This is a genomic window from Acinetobacter legionensis, from assembly GCF_048552295.1.
In the GTDB taxonomy this organism is placed as follows: domain Bacteria; phylum Pseudomonadota; class Gammaproteobacteria; order Pseudomonadales; family Moraxellaceae; genus Acinetobacter.
In genome coordinates, this window is sequence record NZ_JBIMCW010000030.1 from 13,905 (window position 1) to 32,106 (window position 18,202).

Annotated in this window: 14 protein-coding genes; 7 read left to right on the plus strand and 7 right to left on the minus strand. The window is 37.5% G+C overall.

Going from position 1 to position 18,202, the window contains the following annotated elements:
• Nucleotides 1–38: 38 nt before the first annotated feature.
• Entirely contained in the window at nucleotides 39–2,243 is a 2,205-nt protein-coding gene (locus ACG916_RS18180) for a TonB-dependent receptor family protein (protein WP_419328961.1), read from the plus strand.
• A gap of 139 nt (nucleotides 2,244–2,382) precedes the next feature.
• The gene (locus tag ACG916_RS18185) at nucleotides 2,383–3,153 is read left to right on the plus strand and encodes a sulfite exporter TauE/SafE family protein (RefSeq protein ID WP_336954166.1); all 771 of its coding nucleotides are present in this window, start codon (nucleotides 2,383–2,385) and stop codon (nucleotides 3,151–3,153) included.
• A gap of 536 nt (nucleotides 3,154–3,689) precedes the next feature.
• Here the strand turns inward: ACG916_RS18185 and ACG916_RS18190 are convergent.
• The 4 genes from ACG916_RS18190 to ACG916_RS18205 all read right to left on the minus strand — a co-directional run bounded on the left by ACG916_RS18190 (nucleotide 3,690) and on the right by ACG916_RS18205 (nucleotide 7,091).
• Nucleotides 3,690–4,010 (minus strand): nucleoside triphosphate pyrophosphohydrolase family protein, encoded by a 321-nt coding sequence (locus ACG916_RS18190; RefSeq protein ID WP_336954688.1) that lies wholly within the window; start codon nucleotides 4,008–4,010, stop codon nucleotides 3,690–3,692.
• Between the two features lie 165 nt (nucleotides 4,011–4,175).
• A complete protein-coding gene (locus tag ACG916_RS18195; protein WP_336954689.1) occupies nucleotides 4,176–4,811 on the minus strand; it encodes an SMI1/KNR4 family protein in 636 nt (211 codons plus the stop codon).
• Between the two features lie 105 nt (nucleotides 4,812–4,916).
• Nucleotides 4,917–6,011 (minus strand): fatty acid desaturase family protein, encoded by a 1,095-nt coding sequence (locus tag ACG916_RS18200; RefSeq protein ID WP_336954690.1) that lies wholly within the window; start codon nucleotides 6,009–6,011, stop codon nucleotides 4,917–4,919.
• Between the two features lie 12 nt (nucleotides 6,012–6,023).
• A complete protein-coding gene (locus ACG916_RS18205) occupies nucleotides 6,024–7,091 on the minus strand; it encodes a ferredoxin reductase (protein WP_419328959.1) in 1,068 nt (355 codons plus the stop codon).
• Nucleotides 7,092–7,233: 142 nt separating this feature from the next.
• On the opposite strand from ACG916_RS18205, the gene fabR reads away from it, so the two are divergent.
• From fabR to ACG916_RS18220, 3 genes are all read left to right on the plus strand, one after another.
• A complete protein-coding gene (gene fabR, locus ACG916_RS18210) occupies nucleotides 7,234–7,929 on the plus strand; it encodes an HTH-type transcriptional repressor FabR (RefSeq protein WP_004721706.1) in 696 nt (231 codons plus the stop codon).
• 44 nt (nucleotides 7,930–7,973) lie between these two features.
• Nucleotides 7,974–8,804 (plus strand): 4-hydroxy-tetrahydrodipicolinate reductase, encoded by an 831-nt coding sequence (gene dapB / locus ACG916_RS18215; RefSeq protein WP_419328957.1) that lies wholly within the window; start codon nucleotides 7,974–7,976, stop codon nucleotides 8,802–8,804.
• 258 nt (nucleotides 8,805–9,062) lie between these two features.
• Nucleotides 9,063–10,079 (plus strand): AI-2E family transporter, encoded by a 1,017-nt coding sequence (locus tag ACG916_RS18220; RefSeq protein WP_096733677.1) that lies wholly within the window; start codon nucleotides 9,063–9,065, stop codon nucleotides 10,077–10,079.
• 145 nt (nucleotides 10,080–10,224) lie between these two features.
• Here the strand turns inward: ACG916_RS18220 and ACG916_RS18225 are convergent, their stop codons facing one another.
• The 3 genes from ACG916_RS18225 to ACG916_RS18235 form a co-directional block, all read right to left on the minus strand.
• Nucleotides 10,225–11,919 (minus strand): AMP-binding protein, encoded by a 1,695-nt coding sequence (locus ACG916_RS18225; RefSeq protein WP_419330684.1) that lies wholly within the window; start codon nucleotides 11,917–11,919, stop codon nucleotides 10,225–10,227.
• A gap of 477 nt (nucleotides 11,920–12,396) precedes the next feature.
• The gene (rapA, locus tag ACG916_RS18230) at nucleotides 12,397–15,234 is read right to left on the minus strand and encodes an RNA polymerase-associated protein RapA (RefSeq protein ID WP_419328953.1); all 2,838 of its coding nucleotides are present in this window, start codon (nucleotides 15,232–15,234) and stop codon (nucleotides 12,397–12,399) included.
• Between the two features lie 139 nt (nucleotides 15,235–15,373).
• Nucleotides 15,374–16,018, minus strand: a complete 645-nt coding sequence (locus tag ACG916_RS18235) for an RluA family pseudouridine synthase (RefSeq protein WP_419328951.1) — start codon at nucleotides 16,016–16,018, stop codon at nucleotides 15,374–15,376.
• 307 nt (nucleotides 16,019–16,325) lie between these two features.
• Here ACG916_RS18235 and ACG916_RS18240 point away from each other — a divergent pair, with 307 nt between their 5' ends.
• Both ACG916_RS18240 and ACG916_RS18245 read left to right on the plus strand, forming a co-directional pair.
• Nucleotides 16,326–17,027: a YidX family protein gene (locus tag ACG916_RS18240; protein WP_419328949.1), complete on the plus strand. Its 702-nt coding sequence runs from the start codon at nucleotides 16,326–16,328 to the stop codon at nucleotides 17,025–17,027.
• A gap of 356 nt (nucleotides 17,028–17,383) precedes the next feature.
• Nucleotides 17,384–18,112 (plus strand): hypothetical protein, encoded by a 729-nt coding sequence (locus tag ACG916_RS18245; protein WP_419328947.1) that lies wholly within the window; start codon nucleotides 17,384–17,386, stop codon nucleotides 18,110–18,112.
• The last annotated feature ends 90 nt before the right edge of the window (nucleotides 18,113–18,202 follow it).

Consider the following 18,202-nt stretch of genomic DNA (forward strand, 5'->3'; position numbering starts at 1 on the left):
GATTAAGATACGCACAATTCCAAATGCCTATTTTTTTTATGAAAATTTCAAGCCAAAGAACACCTGACTTCACTCTGTTTAAACCCTCACATCTCAGCCTTGCAATTGCTGTTTCACTTAGCTTTATATCCAATGCTGCCTTTGCCGAAGACAATCAAGAAACGTCAACACAAACACTTAAAACAATCACCGTACAAGCTGAAGGAAACTGGCTTGAAGCTGCCAATGCTGAAAAAGTTCACAAGCATGCAGGTGCACGTACCATTATCGATCGCAAAAAAATGGACGAATCTGCGGTAACCTCTATCCGTGATGCGTTAAAACAAGTGCCAGGTGTTCAGGTTCAAGACAGCAATGGCACAGGGGGTAGTGATGTTTCTCTCAATCTAGGTGTCCGTGGCTTAACCTCTCGCCTATCACCTCGTTCTACAGTATTGATGGACGGTGTCCCTCTATCCTTCGCACCTTATGGTCAACCACAATTGTCTATGGCACCTGTTTCAATGGGCAATATTGAATCTGTAGACGTTGTTCGTGGCGCAGGTTCAGTCCGCTTTGGGCCTCAAAACGTGGGTGGGATTATCAACTTTAATACCCGTGCAATCCCTGAAAAACTATCAGGCTCTGTTGGTTTAACTACAGAATTCGCCACAGGTACCGATCAACTCAAGTACAGTCCAAACCTCTTTATCGGCGGTACTATGGATAATGGTTTAGGCCTTGCGCTACTTTATTCAGGAACCAAAGGAAATGGCTATCGCGAAGCCAATAACGACATAGATATCGATGACGTGATGTTAAAGTCGTCATATCAATTTACAGATGCGGATTCGATTGCACTTAATCTGCATCACTATGAAGGCCGTGGCGAAATGCCCGAAGGCTTAACAACTGCAGATTATGCCAAAAACCCATACCAGTCGAACCAATACCGTAACTATTTTGCAGGTCGTCGTTCAGATGTTTCTGTTAAATATAGCCATAAAGATGAATTAAATAACTTTGAAATCCTTGGTTATTATGTCGATTCATTTCGTACCAGTGATCTGGAGTCTGCTGTAGAAGGTACTGCAAATAGTCGAATTAGTAACTCTCCACGTGATTATAAATATTTTGGCATTGAACCGCGTTATTCACGTGCCTACACTTTGGGCAATATGAATAATGAAGTCACGGTAGGTTATCGCTACTTGCAAGAAGACAGTTCAGAGTTTTCTGGTCGTACAGCACAATATAACACTGTTACAGGCACACCGGGTGAACGCCTTGCCAACACGAGCAGTGAAGGTGGAACTAAAGCCCATGCTGTGTATATTGATAACCGTTTTGGTCTCGGTGCATTGACCCTTACTCCAGGTGTTCGTTTTGAGTCAATTAAAACCCATAATGATTATACCGCGTACCAAAATGGTAAATTCATAAATACGGTGCATCCAAAAATTAATTCTGATGAGTTTTTACCAAGCCTTGCAGTGCAATACAATTTCAATGAACAATGGAATGTCTTTGCTAATGCAGCGGTTTCTTTTGGTCCTCAGCAATATAACCAGTTGGCTAAAGTCGAAAGCAACAAAGCTATAACCACTTTAGATGGTCTCCATCCTGAAAAATCCAACAACTATGAAATCGGTACCAAATACCTAGGCAATGGTTTAAATGCAGAATTTACAGTGTTCTATTTAGACTTTGATAAAGAATTATTACTTGAACGCCCTGATAATATTGGTACGGGCATATGGACCAATCTAGGTGCAACCAGTCATAAAGGAGTAGAGCTTGGTCTAAGTTATGACTTTGGTAATCTCTACGACTCGCTGCAAGGCTTAAAAGTCTACAGTAACTATACATTTACCAAAGCAGTGTCTGAGGCAGGTAAATTTGATGGTAAGGACTTACCTTATTATTCAAGACATGTTGGAAATTTAGGCCTTGGTTATAGCTTTGACAAATGGTCTGTCAATGCTGATATGTTTGCTCAATCTAAACAACATGCGCCGGGATCAGGCAATGTTTACCAAACTGTTGAAACAGCAGATGGCCGTAATGGTGATATCCCTGGTTATTCAACTTTTGCGGTACGTACAGCTTATGATTTTGGTCAAGATTTTTACGGTTTAAAAGTGGCAGGCGGGATTAAAAACCTATTTGATCAAGAATATTTTACTCGTTCCTCTGACTCTACAGGTGGTAAATATGTAGGACAGCCGCGTACTTTCTATCTACAAACGTCTGTTGATTTCTAATTTTTGAAAAACGTGTAAATTTACAAAGCATTTAAAACGAAAGCGCTAATCTCATAGATTGAGATTAGCGCTTTTTAATTACTTTTATTTGAATATATTCTATGATTATTCTCTTGAATAACAGTTAGAACAATCTGTAATGGAATACGAGACAATACTTCTGAGTTTAGGCTTCTTCGCTTTTTGTGCTGGTTTAATTGATGCTGCGGTGGGTGGAGGTGGATTAGTTCTACTCCCAGCGCTAATGCATGCCTTTCCCAATCAAAGTCTCGCCACAGTTTTTGGAACCAATAAAATCATTGCCATGGCAGGTACTGTATCTTCTGCATTTGCTTACTTTAAGAAAGTTACGATCAATTGGAAACTTATACTACCGACAATGTTGGCAGCATTTATATTTTCTTTTTTAGGTGCAATGTCCGTTTCGTTGATTCCTAAAGAGTTGATGCGTTATATAGTATTCTTTTTACTTATCTTGATTGCAATCTACACCTTTGCCAAAAAAGACTTAGGTAAAATCCATACTGTTTTACAGACGGGTAAGAAAGAAATTGCGTTAGGTTTATTTTTTGGCGCCTTAATTGGATTTTATGATGGAATTTTTGGCCCAGGGACCGGCAGTTTTTTGCTCTTTCTGTTTGTGAAAGTATTTGCTTTTGATTTTTTAAATGCTTCTGCATCTGCAAAATTGGTCAATGTCGCCACTAATATTTCTGCCATGTTCTTCTTTATTCCTTCTGGTCATATTTTATGGATGGCAGGCATCATTTTAGCAGTTTGCAATGTTTTAGGCTCTCTTGCGGGTACTGCTTTAGCATTTAAATATGGAAGTGGTTTTATTCGTATTTTCTTTTTAATTCTACTGGTATTTTTAATTAGTCGCATGGGCTATGACTTATTTATCAATTAGTCATTCATACTAAATATACAAATTGAAAGAAGCCCGCCAAAATTCTATAGTTAAACCACCTAATTATTCATAGAATTAATTTTAATCAATTCATTGAGCATAAATAAAGCTTATGTTTTTGTATGAACATTGAGAAACTGTTGATTATTAATTCGTTGTTGTGCTTTTCAATCATAGATGGTGATCCTACCGTGGGGCGACAGGGATGTCACCGTTGGGCGGGGGTATATGAGCAAAAATAAAGCACTGCTTTGTTTGCAGCGCAAGAGCCCTGTTAAACGAAAGATTTTTGTCATCTTTTCATCTCTGAAAAGTGAGGCATCGCCTACGCAATGGTATTTAAACTTTGAATTTAAGGTGTGGCATTGCAAGCTTTTTATAATCAAACAATTTATTTTTCCATGCAATTGAATTAATTTAAAATATTAATTAAGAAGAATTATATTCTTGTGTCTGAGTTTTTGACAGGTTGACTATATAATTAATGATCAAATGCTTGGTCATAAAAAATGTTCAATAAACATTTTTCCAAAAATTTAAATCTTTTCAGCTTTATCTAAAAAGTATTGTGTGGCTTCAGTTAAATCCATATCTAATTCATTGGCAATAATGGCTAACCACCAGACACATTCACCTAACTTATGCTGCAACTCTTGCTGAGCATCGCCTTTGTGGAACCACTTCCCCGTCTGCGCCATCACTAATCTCCCAACCAATCCAGCATCAGATAAAAATGCCAACGCATCCTCTTGCACTGTCCATTCAGCATGATGATTTATTCGCTCTAGCTCATGATAACGTTCTCTGATTTTTACTGAACGTGCTACAACCTCATCAACCGTTATTTTATGATTCATCATTTTGCTCGTTTAAAAATTAGAGCTTACTTAATTTTGTAAAATTGATTCGATTAGAAATGTAATGCGTTCAAAATTGAGTGTGTAGCAATAATCGCCATTGATATACTTTTTACTAGTAAAGCTTTCAAACATAATTTTATAAAATGATTTTTCTAAAAAAAGCTAAGTAAAATCAGGACGCGCCCAGCGTTCACTCATATGCCAATTGACCAGATCAATAGCTGCATCACTTTCTAAAAACTCATTTTCATCTTCTAAAGCATCTTTATTCAACTGATATAAGTCATTGTCTAAATCATCTGAAAATTGTTGAAGAAAATTGGTAATTGAGTTAGCGACCAAAATCCCAACATCATATTCATGATCAATAAAGATCACTTGTCCAATTTGACCTACGGCGGTGGGTACTAAATCCACATACAAACCTGTTCGCCCACCATCGTGCGCAAACTGAACCCAATCTCGATGGTGGGCATTGGTTGGATTGATTTGTGGGTCAGCATGTTGAAGTACAAACAACTCATCAACGAGATCTGCAAGATCGTCGCGTTTAGTTTCAATATTAGTGAGCGATAAAAATTCCATGCCATAAAATAAACTGCCTAAATTTTCCTCTTCATTCATCCCATTATGCCAACAGTACAACTGTTTAAAATCATCAGGTAAGTGTTTAGAAAGCCTTTGTTCAAATTGTTCTATATCAGCAATACTTGCCGCGGGATTAAGTGATTGATTTGCAATCTTTGCCGCATGTTGCACTAACCAATTTTGTATATTTTCTAATTGTTTTTGAATCATGTTCTTCTCATTAACCCTAGTAACAGTCAAATAAACTTTACTGAAAAACCCAATCATTAACAATAAAAAAGCCACTTAAAAGTGGCTTTGGCTTTAGGAAATCAACTACTTTTTAAATGGAAATGCATATTTCACAATACGTCCAAGGACTTGACCATACTGCTTAAACAAACTTGCATTGTTGTAGTTTAAACCATACTTTTTACACACCGCTTCAACTTTGGGCGCCATTTTGCGATAGCGACGAGCAGGCACTTCGGGGAATAAATGATGCTCGATTTGATGGCTTAAATGTCCGGTCAAAATATGAAATGCTTCTGAACCGGTTAAATTCGAAGAACCGCGAATTTGGCGCATATACCAATGTCCACGACTTTCATCCTGTAAAACAGTTTTAGGGAATACTTCAACATCTTTGGTAAAGTGACCACAGAAAATGATACTAAATGTCCAAATATTACGGATACCGTTGGCGACTAAATTACCTGTAAATACAGGTAAAGCTGCGGGGCCAGCAATCAGAGGGAAGAACAGATAATCTTTAAAAAATTGTCTACCAATTTTCTTCTGAGTCGGCTTCCACTCTTCTTTAAACTGCGCCCAAGTTTTGCGTTTATAAACCAATTTACCAATTTCAAGATTTTGAATCGCAACGCCCCATTGGAACAATAGACAGAACGGAATTGCATATAAAGGCTGCAATAAAAAACCCGGTTTCCAGCGTTGTTCTGGGAATAAACGCAATAAACCATAGCCGATATCATCATCCATCCCTTTGATATTGGTATAGGTATGATGCTTATAATTATGGGTCTGGCGCCAGTTGTCAGAGGTTCCAACAATGTCCCATTCGTAAGTTGTACCTTTAAAGCGTGGATCATTCATCCAATCATATTGCCCATGCATAACATTATGACCGAGTTCCATGTTTTCCATGATCTTGGCAAAGCTCAGTAAGCCTGTACCAAGTAACCATGCAGGTGGAAACCAACCCGCAAATAAGCATGCTCGGCCTAAAATACTGCTATAACGAATCGCGGCATATACTTTTTTGATATATTTGGCATCTTTTTCGCCAATATCATCTAACACTTCTTGCTTAATTGCATCCAACTCACGCGCTAAAGCATCCAGCTCAGTTTGGGTCAGTTCACGGTTTTTGGTGTTTTTAAAATATTGAATTTTAACTGGCATATTCATGATAAAACTCGCTTAAAGATCAATAACTAAATCAGTTTTGGCAGTATTCACACAAATTCTCAGTAAATTATTCGGTTCAAAATTTTCTTGACCATTGACTAAGTTTTTTGTGGCACCCTGTGCTTTATTACACGCGCATTTATTGCAAATCCCCATTCTGCAACCATGTTCTGGTTTGATATTTTGTTGTTCTAAGCCAACTAAAATGGCTTGACCTTTAGGGATTACAACCACTTTATTGGATTTGGTTAAAGTGACATTGATAAAGCCTGTGTCATCAGAAATCGCTGGACTTAGACTAAATGCTTCGCTTTTAAGTACTTTGGCCTGTTCAAACAATTGTTCAGCTGTTGCCACAAAACCTGAAGGGCCACATACATACACTGTGCTTTGCTCAAGATTTTTAATAATATGTAAATATTCATTATTTAAACGTGCATCCGCAGGTACTTCTTGGGTATAAAATACATCAAATTTAAAATCGGGATGTTGTTGGGCTAATTGCTCAAACTGTTGTTTAAAGGCAACGTCTGCATTTTTTTTAACCCAATACATTAAATGTACTGGTTGACGATCAAGCTGCTGGTTCGCTGCCAATGCCTGAATCAAACTATACATCGGTGTAATACCGCTGCCCGCAGCGACCAGAATCAATGAACTGACAACTTGAGGCAATAACATATCACCATAAGGTCGGCCAAATTCAATCACCTCACCCACTTGGGCATGTTCAAATAACCAGTTACTCACAACGCCTTTTTCTACTTTTTTTGCCGTGAGTAATACATGTTGCGTATCTAATTGAGTCAGACTATAGGTACGTTCATAACGACGACCATTGATTTCGACAGTGATCGGATGATGTTGCCCTGCTAACCCCATTTCAAACAAGCGGTTAATTTTGATGGTTAAGCTGATCGTATCTGCGGCGGATTGTTCTTTTTCAACAATTTTCCCCAAAGCTTGTTGAACTGACCATAATGGATTAATTTTCTGTAGCCAAAAATTAGTCGCATTATTACCTAATACCATATCAAATATAGTGTTTACGGGAGATTTTTGCTTTTCAATAGCGTGCATACTAGGCTCACCATCTGAGTGATTTTTAATTATTATACACATGTATATATATTTGTATATACGTGTGTATTGTATCTAGACATTTCATTTATGTAATGACAAAGGCTATAATGAAAAAAATATTTTAACTATTTGATACTTTATGAATCCAACGTCCGTATTACCTCAGAACCCAGCTACCCTTCAAGATCAAATTCATGAGCTTGAAAAAGTTTCTGTACGTACTGTTGGACGCAAAGCGACTATTACTAAAGAAGAATTATTCCAAGCTGCCTTAAATCTGATTGGACCGCAAAAAAGTATTTCCTCTTTAAGTTTAAGAGAAGTTGCCCGTGAAGCTGGGATTGCGCCAAATAGTTTTTATCGTCACTTTAAAGATATTGATGAGTTGGCGATTGAACTGATTGATCGTTCAGGTGTGGTGCTCCGTCAAATTTTGCATGAAGCTCGAATTAAGGCAATCAGACAAAGCAGTATTATTCGTAGTTCAGTTGAAGTATTTATTGAACAACTCGATGCCGATGAAGGTAATTTGAGCTTACTCCTGCGTGAAGGTTATACAGGATCAAAACAATATAAACTTGCTGTAGACAAACAACTTAATTATTTCCAACAAGAACTCCAAGAAGATTTGATTCGAATAGAACGCATCAATCACAGTAAATTAACCCATCCTGATTTAGTCGCCAAAGCTATTACTCAGTTGGTATTTAATATGGGTGCCAAGGTGATTGATTTGCCGATTGCTGAACGTAAAGAAGTCGCTGAACAAACCATGGTGATGATTCGTATGTTACTCGAAGGCTCACGTCATTTAGACGAAGCGCAAATTAAATAATACCTATTCTTTCATAGCCTATTAAATACAAGTATCAGTACCCTATGATCAATCACAATCAACAAAACATTCGTGTAGGCATACTTGGTGTGACTGGTCGCATGGGACAAATGCTGGTTCAGGCCTGTCTCAATGCAGGACTAAACATTACTGTTGCTACAGCAAGAGTTGCAAGTGCAGCGATTGGTCATGAACTAGGTCAGTATCTCAATCTAGCACCATTAAATGTGCTTATTTCAGGTCGTTTGGAAGACATCATTCAGCATTGTGATGTGGTGATTGATTTCACTACAGCAAAGGCATTATCGCAACATTTAAAAATTTGCCAGCACGCTAAAAAACCGATGATTATTGGTATCACTGGTTTATCTGAGCAATTAAATCAACACATTGCTCAAGCCGCGCAAGATATTGCTATCGTTCATTCAGGCAATTATTCCATTGGCGTCAATCTCAGTGTTGATCTGGTTCGAGTTGCTGCCCAATTATTAGGTGCAGGATTTGAAGCTGAAATCATCGAAGCACACCATCGACAAAAAGTAGATGCGCCATCAGGCACTGCATTGATGTATGCAGAAGCGATTGCTCAAGTCAGAGCGCAATTGCTCAGTAATTTAGCGGTCTATCAACGCCATGCTGTGGTAGCTGAGCGAGTACCCCAACAGATCGGTTTACAAGCTATACGTGGTGGTGACATTGTTGGTGAACATAACACGATATTTTATGGTCATGGGGAACAGGTCGAAATCAAACATATTGCAAGCAATCGGATGAACTTTGCGACTGGTGCAATTCGAGCCGCAATGTGGTGTATTTCTCAACCCGCTGGCTTATATAACATGCATGACGTGATTCATTTGAACCACTCACTTTAATAGCGTTCTATGTACTATTCAATATACTGCTCAATGTACGCAGCATTGAAATTTTTCTGATCAATCTCACGATAGTGATCTTTTATCTTTATAACGTTTTTAAAGACTTTTCACACAGTATTCAGGCCAAATATTTTCACATTGAATTAAGCTTTGTATTTAAAAATAGCTATCTCGCCGCGAGTTAGAGTGATATAAATCTAACTTGGTATTTTTATATTCCCCTATACATCAATTGTATAATTGAGCTCTATTCACATGAAACTGTTAAATGATCGTCAAAGTATTATTGCAAGTTACTTACTCATGCTGATCTTTTTGTCTTTACTGATTCCCTTGCATCTTTTAGCGTCATTTTTTGCAGGTTTTGTTGTTTTTGAAATTATCAATAGTTTAGGTAGCATTACGGAGAGATATATTGATGGTCAAAGAGCTCGCTTGACCATCAGTATTATTCTAGCCATCTTTATTATTTCTTTGATTGTGCTCAGCATCACAGGCTTAATCAGCTTTGTTCAACATGATTTGCAAGGTGCGGGAATCAATGCCATCAGTGACCAAGTCGATAAAACCTTACAAAAGCTACAACTTGAAGTGGCACAATATATTCCCGGATTTATTCCTTATTCACTCACTGAATTAAAAGATCAAACTTTTGACTTAATCAAAGATAATTTATCAACCTTAAAAAGTACCGGAACAGGCTTTTTACATAATTTAGCCACCATGTTGATTGGTATGATTGTGGGGATCCTTGTCTCATTAAACCAACTGCGCCCACAGCCGGATCAGCCAGAATTTAAACGTGCCATGATCACACGTATTGAAAATCTTTCGTCATCTTTTAAAAATGTGGTGTTTGCTCAGTTTAAAATTTCTTTAATCAATACATTTTTATTTTTGATTTTCTCTCACCTGATCCTCCCTGTTTTTGATATACATTTACCTTTTGCCAATACCTTAGTGATCCTGACTTTTATTTTTGGATTAATTCCAATTGTCGGAAACTTACTCTCCAATACTATTATTGTTATGGCAGGTTTAACCATTTCAGTATCTACCGCAGGTATCGCATTACTTTATCTAATTTTTATCCATAAACTAGAATACTTTATTAATGCCAAAATTATTGGCACAAAAATCCATGCAGCATCATGGGAAGTCTTATTGGCAATGTTAGTCTTTGAGTCGTTCTTTGGCTTAGCGGGTTTAATTGTTGCACCCATTTTCTATGCCTATATCAAGTTAGAACTTAAACAAGCCGAAATGATTTAAAGCGCAATTCACTTGTGTCATCAAGAACCCCTTCTTTTAAAGGTGTGCAGTATTAATTTGTAAAAGAAGAGAATTAAAAAGCCTGAACTGATCAACGTTACAATTCAGGCTTTTTTCCTAATAATACGAATGCAGTTAAAAACTTTTATTCCCAGACCACTTCTCGTTTCTGTTGTGCCCAAGCATCTAAAAATGGCTCATAACGACTTTCAATTTTATTACGTTTAATTTTCATCGTTGGGGTAAGTAAATCATTTTCCATGGTCCATGGTTCATTGACTACGACAAAGAAGCTGATTTTTGCATGGGGCTCAAGTTCTTCATTGATCTTCACTCTTAATGCTTTTAAGGTGTTTTCAATTTCATCTCGCTTCGGGTTCTGCTTCAGACTGTTACGAATATCTTCAGCCAACATAATAAAGGCAACTGGTTGTGGTTGGCTTGAACCACCAATACATACAGATTCAATTAATGCCTGATTGCCGATTTTTTGCTCAGTCGGAACTGGCAGGATGTATTTGCCTTTGCTTGTTTTAAAAATATCTTTAATTCGACCAGTAATTTTTAACCGACCTTCTGCATCAATCTCGCCCAAATCCCCCGTACGTAAAAATCCATCTTCGGTCATATCTTCTGCAGTTTTTTCAGGATTTTTATAATAACCCAACATAGTTCCCGGGCTTTTTACCAGAATTTCACCATTTTCATCAATTTTACACTCCACTTTAGGTTGGGCATGCCCCACATAACCACTGGCAAACTGCCCCACACGTGTCACATGCGAATAACCACAATTTTCAGTCATACCATAGACTTCAAGTAACTCTAAACCTAAATTGCGGTACCATAAAATAATATCTGTAGGTAACGGTGCCGCAGCAGTGAAGGCATAACGGACATGATTTAGCCCGAGTTTAGTGAGTAATTTCTTTTTAACCAACTTACCCAACACAGGTATTTTAAATAAAACCTTTTGTATATGGAGCGGTATTTTTTCATTAACACCCAAATAAAACTTGGTCCATAAGCGTGGTACCGAAAAGAATAGTGTGGGTTTGGCACGATTCAAATCTTCGACAAAGGTTTCAATTGAATTTGCAAAATATACGGTAAAACCGCAAACCATCAGTGAAGATTGAATAAAAATACGCTCAGCAACATGTGCAAGTGGTAGATAAGATAAGGCCCGATCAGATGTTGTCACTTGATAAGTTAATCTGAACTCACGAGCGCCAGATAAAAGCGTCGCAAAACTTTGCATAACCCCTTTAGGTACACCAGTACTGCCAGACGTATAAACGATGGTCGCTAAATCATTTTTATTGGGTAATACTGGGTTTTCTAGTGGGGCAATTGATTGCACAATATCATTCCATTGCGGTGCATCGAATTCAGGTGATAATGCCAAACGCACACAAGCTAAATCTTGTGGAATGATTATTTTTACCTCATTCCAGCTATCTGCTTTACCGTCCAATTTTCCAATAAATAAGAGTTTTGCTTCACTGTGGTTGAGTACATAAGCTGCACCATCTGCATTGAGTGTTGGGTAGAGTGGGACTGAGATATGACCAGACATCCAAATCGCTAAATCTGCCATAAGCCAATGCGCACTATTTTTGCCATAAATTGCGATCGCACTCTTTTCAGGCAAATTTAAAGACTGTAAATAACTCGCCATACTGCGAACTTGTTGTGCGACTTCCGACCATGTGTAATGCACTGCATTACCATTGGCCAATGGTTGCACAAATACATCTTTTTGCGGCAATTGCTTTTCCCAATGAAGTAGATAGTGCACATGGGTATCATGAAACTCAACAAAATCCTTGTTTTCCATATCATTTCTTCCATTATTTTAAGTTTTTATCTTGGTTATAGACTGTTGCTTTCGAACTTGTCTATTTGGATACACAACACTGAATGATCAAATTACATGGTGGGTAAACCCTATCTCTAAAAGAACAAATCGAGATCAAAGTAGACTATTTTAATAGCATAAAAACGGTTGCGATGTATACAACAATCTCCCTGTAAATCCTTCATTGATTATTGTTGTAAATTAGATCTCCTCCAATGATACATGGCGTTTTTATGGTGTGTTAATATTGATGAATGGCCTACAGCGTCCCCATGTAAGATATGAGCGTATAAATGTTACAATGATAAGAATTAATTTTTATAAATTGCTATAGGTTTTACATTTAAAATCGAATAAATAAAAATAACCCAATAATTGACTATTTAAATCTGGATAATTCATATATCAAAAAAGCTCCCGAAGGAGCTTTTACCATCTAGATAAAATTACACTAAATTAAGGTTTAACCACAACCAATACTTGAATTGCTTCTGGTGTTACAGAAATACCTTCTAATAAGCTTAAACCTTCTTTCTGGAATTTCTGTAAACGTTCAATTTCATCAGTACGAATACTTGGATTAAATTGCTTTAAATAGCTTAAACGATCAATTTCATATTGCCATTTATTACCATAAATTTCTTTAGCTTGTTCTTTTAACTGCGGTAAAACACCTTTTGCAATATCTAAAGCTTGTGCATAGCGTTCTTCAATCACTTCACGGCGTGCTTTCACCACTTGACGGCAGCTGTTGCTATCTAAATGATGTAGATACGGTTTAATAATTTCAGGATCAAGCTTGGCAGTAATATCTTGACCCGTTTCAGTCAATAACACTCGAATCAATTGTGTCGGCAAGCTTGAAGGTAAATTTAATGCCTTAGGCGCAACCACATCTACTTTAAACCAAACTTCCAACAAGATCGTGCCTTGTTTAAGTGCATTGGTTTTTAGAATTGCAACATTGGTACTACCAAAAGATTGGGTACGGATAATTTCCATCACACTTTCAGTAAACGGATGTTCAAGTGTTAAATATTGCGCGTCTTCACGGATCTGTGCCTGATCACGATAGAAGGTTGCAGTCATACCCTCTTCGTCAATATCCAAGCCTTGCACTTGCATTTGATCGGTTGGTTTAATAATCACCGTACCATTACTTTGCTCATCAAAGTCAATGTTGGTTGATGCCATAAACCGCTTCATAAACATTGGCAACAAAGTATTGTCATCATAGTCTTCAAGCGCTGTAACAATTTCTTGTGCCACGATCGGACGACATGAGTTGTATTCCAATAAACGGTCACGACCATCTTGCAATTCAACTTCAAGTGCTTGACGCTGTACATTGACCGCTTCAAGAAGCTCTTCAAAAACTTGCCCTTTATCATCCAATAAGCAATCTTTTAAATCGACAATAAAGTTTTCTTGTAAGGTTTGTGCTGTAGGCGAAATATTACTGAAAATATTTAGCGCTTCATTATACCAACGGAACATACGCTCTTGCGCTGTACCTACAAGATAAGGCACATGAATCTGAATACGATTTTCCTGACCAATACGGTCTAAACGACCAATACGCTGTTCAAGTACATCTGGATTTGCAGGCAAATCAAACAACACAAGGTCAGAAGCAAACTGGAAATTACGCCCTTCTGAACCAATTTCAGAACACAGTAAAATCTGTGCACCATAAGAATCTTCAGCAAAATAAGCCGCTGCTTGGTCACGTTCCAATAAGCTCATGCCTTCATGGAACATTGCGGTGCGGATACCCGCGTGGATGCGTAAAGCATTTTCAAGTGCTTCAACAACTGGACCACTACGTGCAATCAGCAATACTTTTTTATGTTTTAAATCAGAACGTAATCGTTCCATCAACCACATCACACGTGGGTCTGTTTCCATCCATGCGCCATCAAGTTGCAGCTCTTCTGGCCACATTTGTTCGCGTAATTTTCCATCTTTAGACCAATTTTCTGGTGCTGGTAATGGTGCTGGTTGGCAATCACGTCCAGGGAAACCTTGAATTGCTTCACGGGTATTACGGAACAAAATACGACCTGTACCATGACGGTCTAAAAGCTCATGAATTGCACGGAAACGATGTTCAGGCTGATCTTCAATCGGATGACCTAATAATTTTTCAACTGCTGCCAAATGTTCCGCTTCAAGTGGCAAATCTGACATCAACACTTCAGCAATTTTAGCAGTGTGATGATATTGCTCTTCTTCATCAAGGAAACGATCAAGCGAACTAAAACGTTGTGGATCAAGTAAACGTAAACGGGCAAAATGGCTTTCTACACCTAACTGTTCAGGTGTTGCAGTTAAAAGTAGCACACCTTCAGTTTTTTCAGCAAGCTCTTCAACAAGGTCATAACGGTCATTACCGCCTTCCTCTTCACTCCACATCAAATGATGCGCTTCATCGACCACCAGCAGATCAAAACCAGCTTCAATGGCTTGCTCACGCAAATCATCATGGTCAATCATCAAATCTACTGAAGCAATGATACATTGTTCAGTCAGGAATGGATTGAGTTCAGGATCATGCTCTTTGATTGAAGCTGTACGAGTAAGATCAAACAATGAGAAATTCAAATTGAAACGGCGACGCATTTCAATCATCCATTGATATTGTAATGAATCTGGTACAAGAATCAGAATTCGCTCAGAACGGCCCGTTTTAAGTTGTTGATGGATGATGAGTCCCGCTTCGATTGTTTTACCTAAGCCAACTTCATCAGCAAGTAATACACGAGGTGCAAATCGTTTACCCACTTCATGTGCAATATACAACTGGTGTGGAATCAATCCTACACGCGCACCGACCAAACCACGTAATGGTGACGTTTGCATATTGGCTTGCATTTGCATCGCTTCAATACGTAAGTCATACCATTCTTTATAGTCAATTTGACTTGCCAATAAACGCTCTAAAGGCTTTGATAATTGGATTTGTGCGCCAATACGCGTTTCGTTTAGCGCTTTTTTCTCTTGTTCGCCACTGTCCAATGTACGAATAACATTGTAACGAATTACTCCACTGCGATCATCTAAAGACTCAACAATCCACTTGATGCCTTCTTGGTCTTGAACTTCATCATTGATATTAAAAACAATACGAGATAATGGTGCATTATTACGTGCATAGACACGAGTTTCGTCACTTTTTGGAAAAAGAATACTGATTGAACGTTCATCGACATCAATCAGTACACCTAAACCTAACTCAGTTTCTGTGTCCGATAACCAACGTTGACCTATAGCAAATTGTTGCAATTTTTCCACCTTTATCTCATGTTAGGGCTAAAACATGGTTGCTCAAATCAGGAGAATATTTGAACAAAGTTTATACCCATTACGCAATACTTTTTGACATAAAGCTCATTAAATTTTGAGCCACTTAATTTCAACTTAAAAATCTAAACTAAAACGGAACTGGACAATCAAATTGTACAAGCTCCTCTGTTTTAGGATGATGAAAACTCAATTGTTGTGCATGTAAACAAAGTCTTGGCATAAGTTGCTGTTGCTCTACAGTGGCATATAAAGTATCACCAATAATTGGATGACCTAAATATTGCATATGCACACGTAACTGATGTGACCGCCCAGTAACTGGTGTTAACTCAACACGAGTCACCGCCTGTCCTAGAATTTGAAAATGTTGAATTGCTTTCCAATGCGTTAATGCAGGCTTGTTATGCTCTGGAGCTGCAATATGTAATGGAGGGTGTTCTGGATCATAAATCACAGGCACATCTACTGTACCTTCACCCTGTAAAGTTCCAGCAACAACAGCTTGGTAGGTTTTAGAGGTTTGACGTTCTTGAAACTGTCTAGAAATACTTTTTTGTCCCCATTTACTCAAGCCAAATACCAAAATGCCAGAGGTATCACGATCTAAACGATGAATGAGTAAAGTATTCGGTTCGATTTTTAATAATCTATTGATTACACAATCTTGTAAGTCTGCTGTTTTTCCTGGAACTGTGAGTATGCCTGCTGGCTTATGGATCACCATAAAATCATCATCACGATGGATCAGGTGTTCGGTTAGAAAATTACTCAAGGTTCAGTTCCAATGATCACGCAAACAAGCAGGCAATTCTAAGAATCTTGGAATGAAATTACAATCAAAATTATCTGATTTATTCGATTATTCTAAATAAAGAATAATAAATCGTACAATCGGTTTAAATTCATTGGCATTTTACAAAGTAATCAAAACCTATAGATACATTTTGCCAATCAATTGTGAGGAAATAGGATTAATTCATTGAAAGAATAAATTTTTGTCAGTTTTTTGGTAGCCTAGAAACTTAACAGCTTATTTTTTTAATGGTATAAACAATACCTTAAGATTAAATGAGCAGAATATGAATAAATTAAATTATAAATCTACATTGTCCATTTGTATTATTTCAGCATTTTCCATGACAGGCTGTGCCACTTCAACCCTTTTAAATAAAGACAATGGCGTTCGCACCCGTAACGTTCAAACTGTATTGGTCAATGATTCTGTTTTAGCATTTGGCAAACCCTCACAGGCTATTTCTGCACTACCTTCAGACAGCATTGTAATTGCTGGACAAAAAAATAGTTATGTCATTACCAATGGTGGTACTCGATTTGCTAAAGTGATTACAGGACTAGATCCAAAATTTATTCAAATTGATAAAGCGCTTACCTTCAATTCAGAAAAAAATGATGGTCATTTTTCAGGAACCCTGCCACTCAAATATGTCAAACTTTCTGAGGATGTCACTAAACAAGATCGTGCATTCTTTATTGAAAATGGCGCAGAAGAATGTACCACCTCAAGTGATCACCGTCTAAAAGCACAACGCTTCTGTTTTAACATTGCCCTATCTGGTCTAATTTATCCTTCTGCTTCTAATATTTCATCCCTAAAAGCACTAAGCAAACCCTATCAAGTCAGTATCTATAGCACCCAAGAGGTAAAAGATTACTCAAAGGCAGGCAGTAAAACTGCAGATAAATTAGTGTTATTTCCATTTGCAGTCGCTTTTGATGTGGTGACGTTACCGTTCCAAGCGCTTCATAAAATTTTTGATTGATTCAAAAGATTCAGGATAATGCATATAATATCCTGAATCTTAGCAAATATAAAAATACGACTCTCAATCGCATGATTCCACTTTCTTTTAACTATCTTTGGATTTTCTTTGTCGCTGGCTTTGGGACCATTATTTTTAGTCTATTTGCGATTGGATTAATATCTAGCTCAAAATTCAGAAATACCCTTAGGCATGGCAATATTTTTATTCAGTCTCTATTTGTCTGTAGTGTACTCTGCGTTTTTTTGAGCTTGATACTTTATTTCCTTGTTCTATTTACAAAAAATGAGATTAAAAAAGAGCATCATTCCATACATAAAACATTAAGTTCGCCTGAGAAAATTTTAGGCATTCAAATGCCACAAGGGACTGAACTTGAATTATTTGCACCCGATCAATTGACCTCATTGAGACAAGCCAAATTTCCCCAACCCGTATTATTTGGAAAGCTGCAAATTAACAGCATGAAAATTCCTCGTGGTATTGATTTGGAACTTTTTAATGATCGTTCAACCACATTAATGGGTACAGGTAAGGATACGATCGAAGGTTGGAATTGTCAGCTGATGAGCTATATTCAAGTCTATTTAGATGATGCTGGCAACATCATTGGTTTAGAGCACTGTAATCTTGCTCAAGATACGCAGCTAGAAAATATTATACTTGTGGCACAGGCAGATATTGAACGTTCTAAATATCAAAAATATCCAGACAACTTTGTTTCTACAGATTACTGGCGGATTCACAATCCTCTCACCCAATACAAAGCTGTTTCCCTACAATGGGCAAATGTCTATTTGGATCAAAATAAACAACTCATCGGAATTGAAAATGGCACACTGACAGAAAAATTAACCTTAGGCGATATTCAATATCCAGCAAATACTGAATTCAATTTATTGGTTCATCCTTTAACACAAAATGAAACTTGGTTATTTACCCCGCCCAATGATCAAAATGCGGTTGCTCGCAATGGCAAAGTCTATACGCATGATCAAACGATTCTTCAGCGCCCTAATGGCAAAATTGAACAAATCCTCAATAGCAATGATCCTAGAATTTTACCCCGAAGAATGAATCACTAATGCTTAAATATTGATATTCCCAACAGTATAGGCATTTTTCAAGGTCTTTTATTTTTATCTCTAATATTTATTTACAATTATTCATTTCAA

Excerpts from the sequence above, each read along its gene's own strand:
- ACG916_RS18180 (WP_419328961.1), top strand. The coding sequence starts at position 39 with ATGAAAATTTCAAGCCAAAGAACACCTGACTTCACTCTGTTTAAACCC.
- ACG916_RS18185 (WP_336954166.1), top strand. The coding sequence starts at position 2,383 with ATGGAATACGAGACAATACTTCTGAGTTTAGGCTTCTTCGCTTTTTGT.
- ACG916_RS18190 (WP_336954688.1), bottom strand. The coding sequence starts at position 4,010 with ATGAATCATAAAATAACGGTTGATGAGGTTGTAGCACGTTCAGTAAAA.
- ACG916_RS18195 (WP_336954689.1), bottom strand. The coding sequence starts at position 4,811 with ATGATTCAAAAACAATTAGAAAATATACAAAATTGGTTAGTGCAACAT.
- ACG916_RS18200 (WP_336954690.1), bottom strand. The coding sequence starts at position 6,011 with ATGAATATGCCAGTTAAAATTCAATATTTTAAAAACACCAAAAACCGT.
- ACG916_RS18205 (WP_419328959.1), bottom strand. The coding sequence starts at position 7,091 with ATGCACGCTATTGAAAAGCAAAAATCTCCCGTAAACACTATATTTGAT.
- fabR (WP_004721706.1), top strand. The coding sequence starts at position 7,234 with ATGAATCCAACGTCCGTATTACCTCAGAACCCAGCTACCCTTCAAGAT.
- dapB (WP_419328957.1), top strand. The coding sequence starts at position 7,974 with ATGATCAATCACAATCAACAAAACATTCGTGTAGGCATACTTGGTGTG.
- ACG916_RS18220 (WP_096733677.1), top strand. The coding sequence starts at position 9,063 with ATGAAACTGTTAAATGATCGTCAAAGTATTATTGCAAGTTACTTACTC.
- ACG916_RS18225 (WP_419330684.1), bottom strand. The coding sequence starts at position 11,919 with ATGGAAAACAAGGATTTTGTTGAGTTTCATGATACCCATGTGCACTAT.
- ACG916_RS18240 (WP_419328949.1), top strand. The coding sequence starts at position 16,326 with ATGAATAAATTAAATTATAAATCTACATTGTCCATTTGTATTATTTCA.
- ACG916_RS18245 (WP_419328947.1), top strand. The coding sequence starts at position 17,384 with ATGCCACAAGGGACTGAACTTGAATTATTTGCACCCGATCAATTGACC.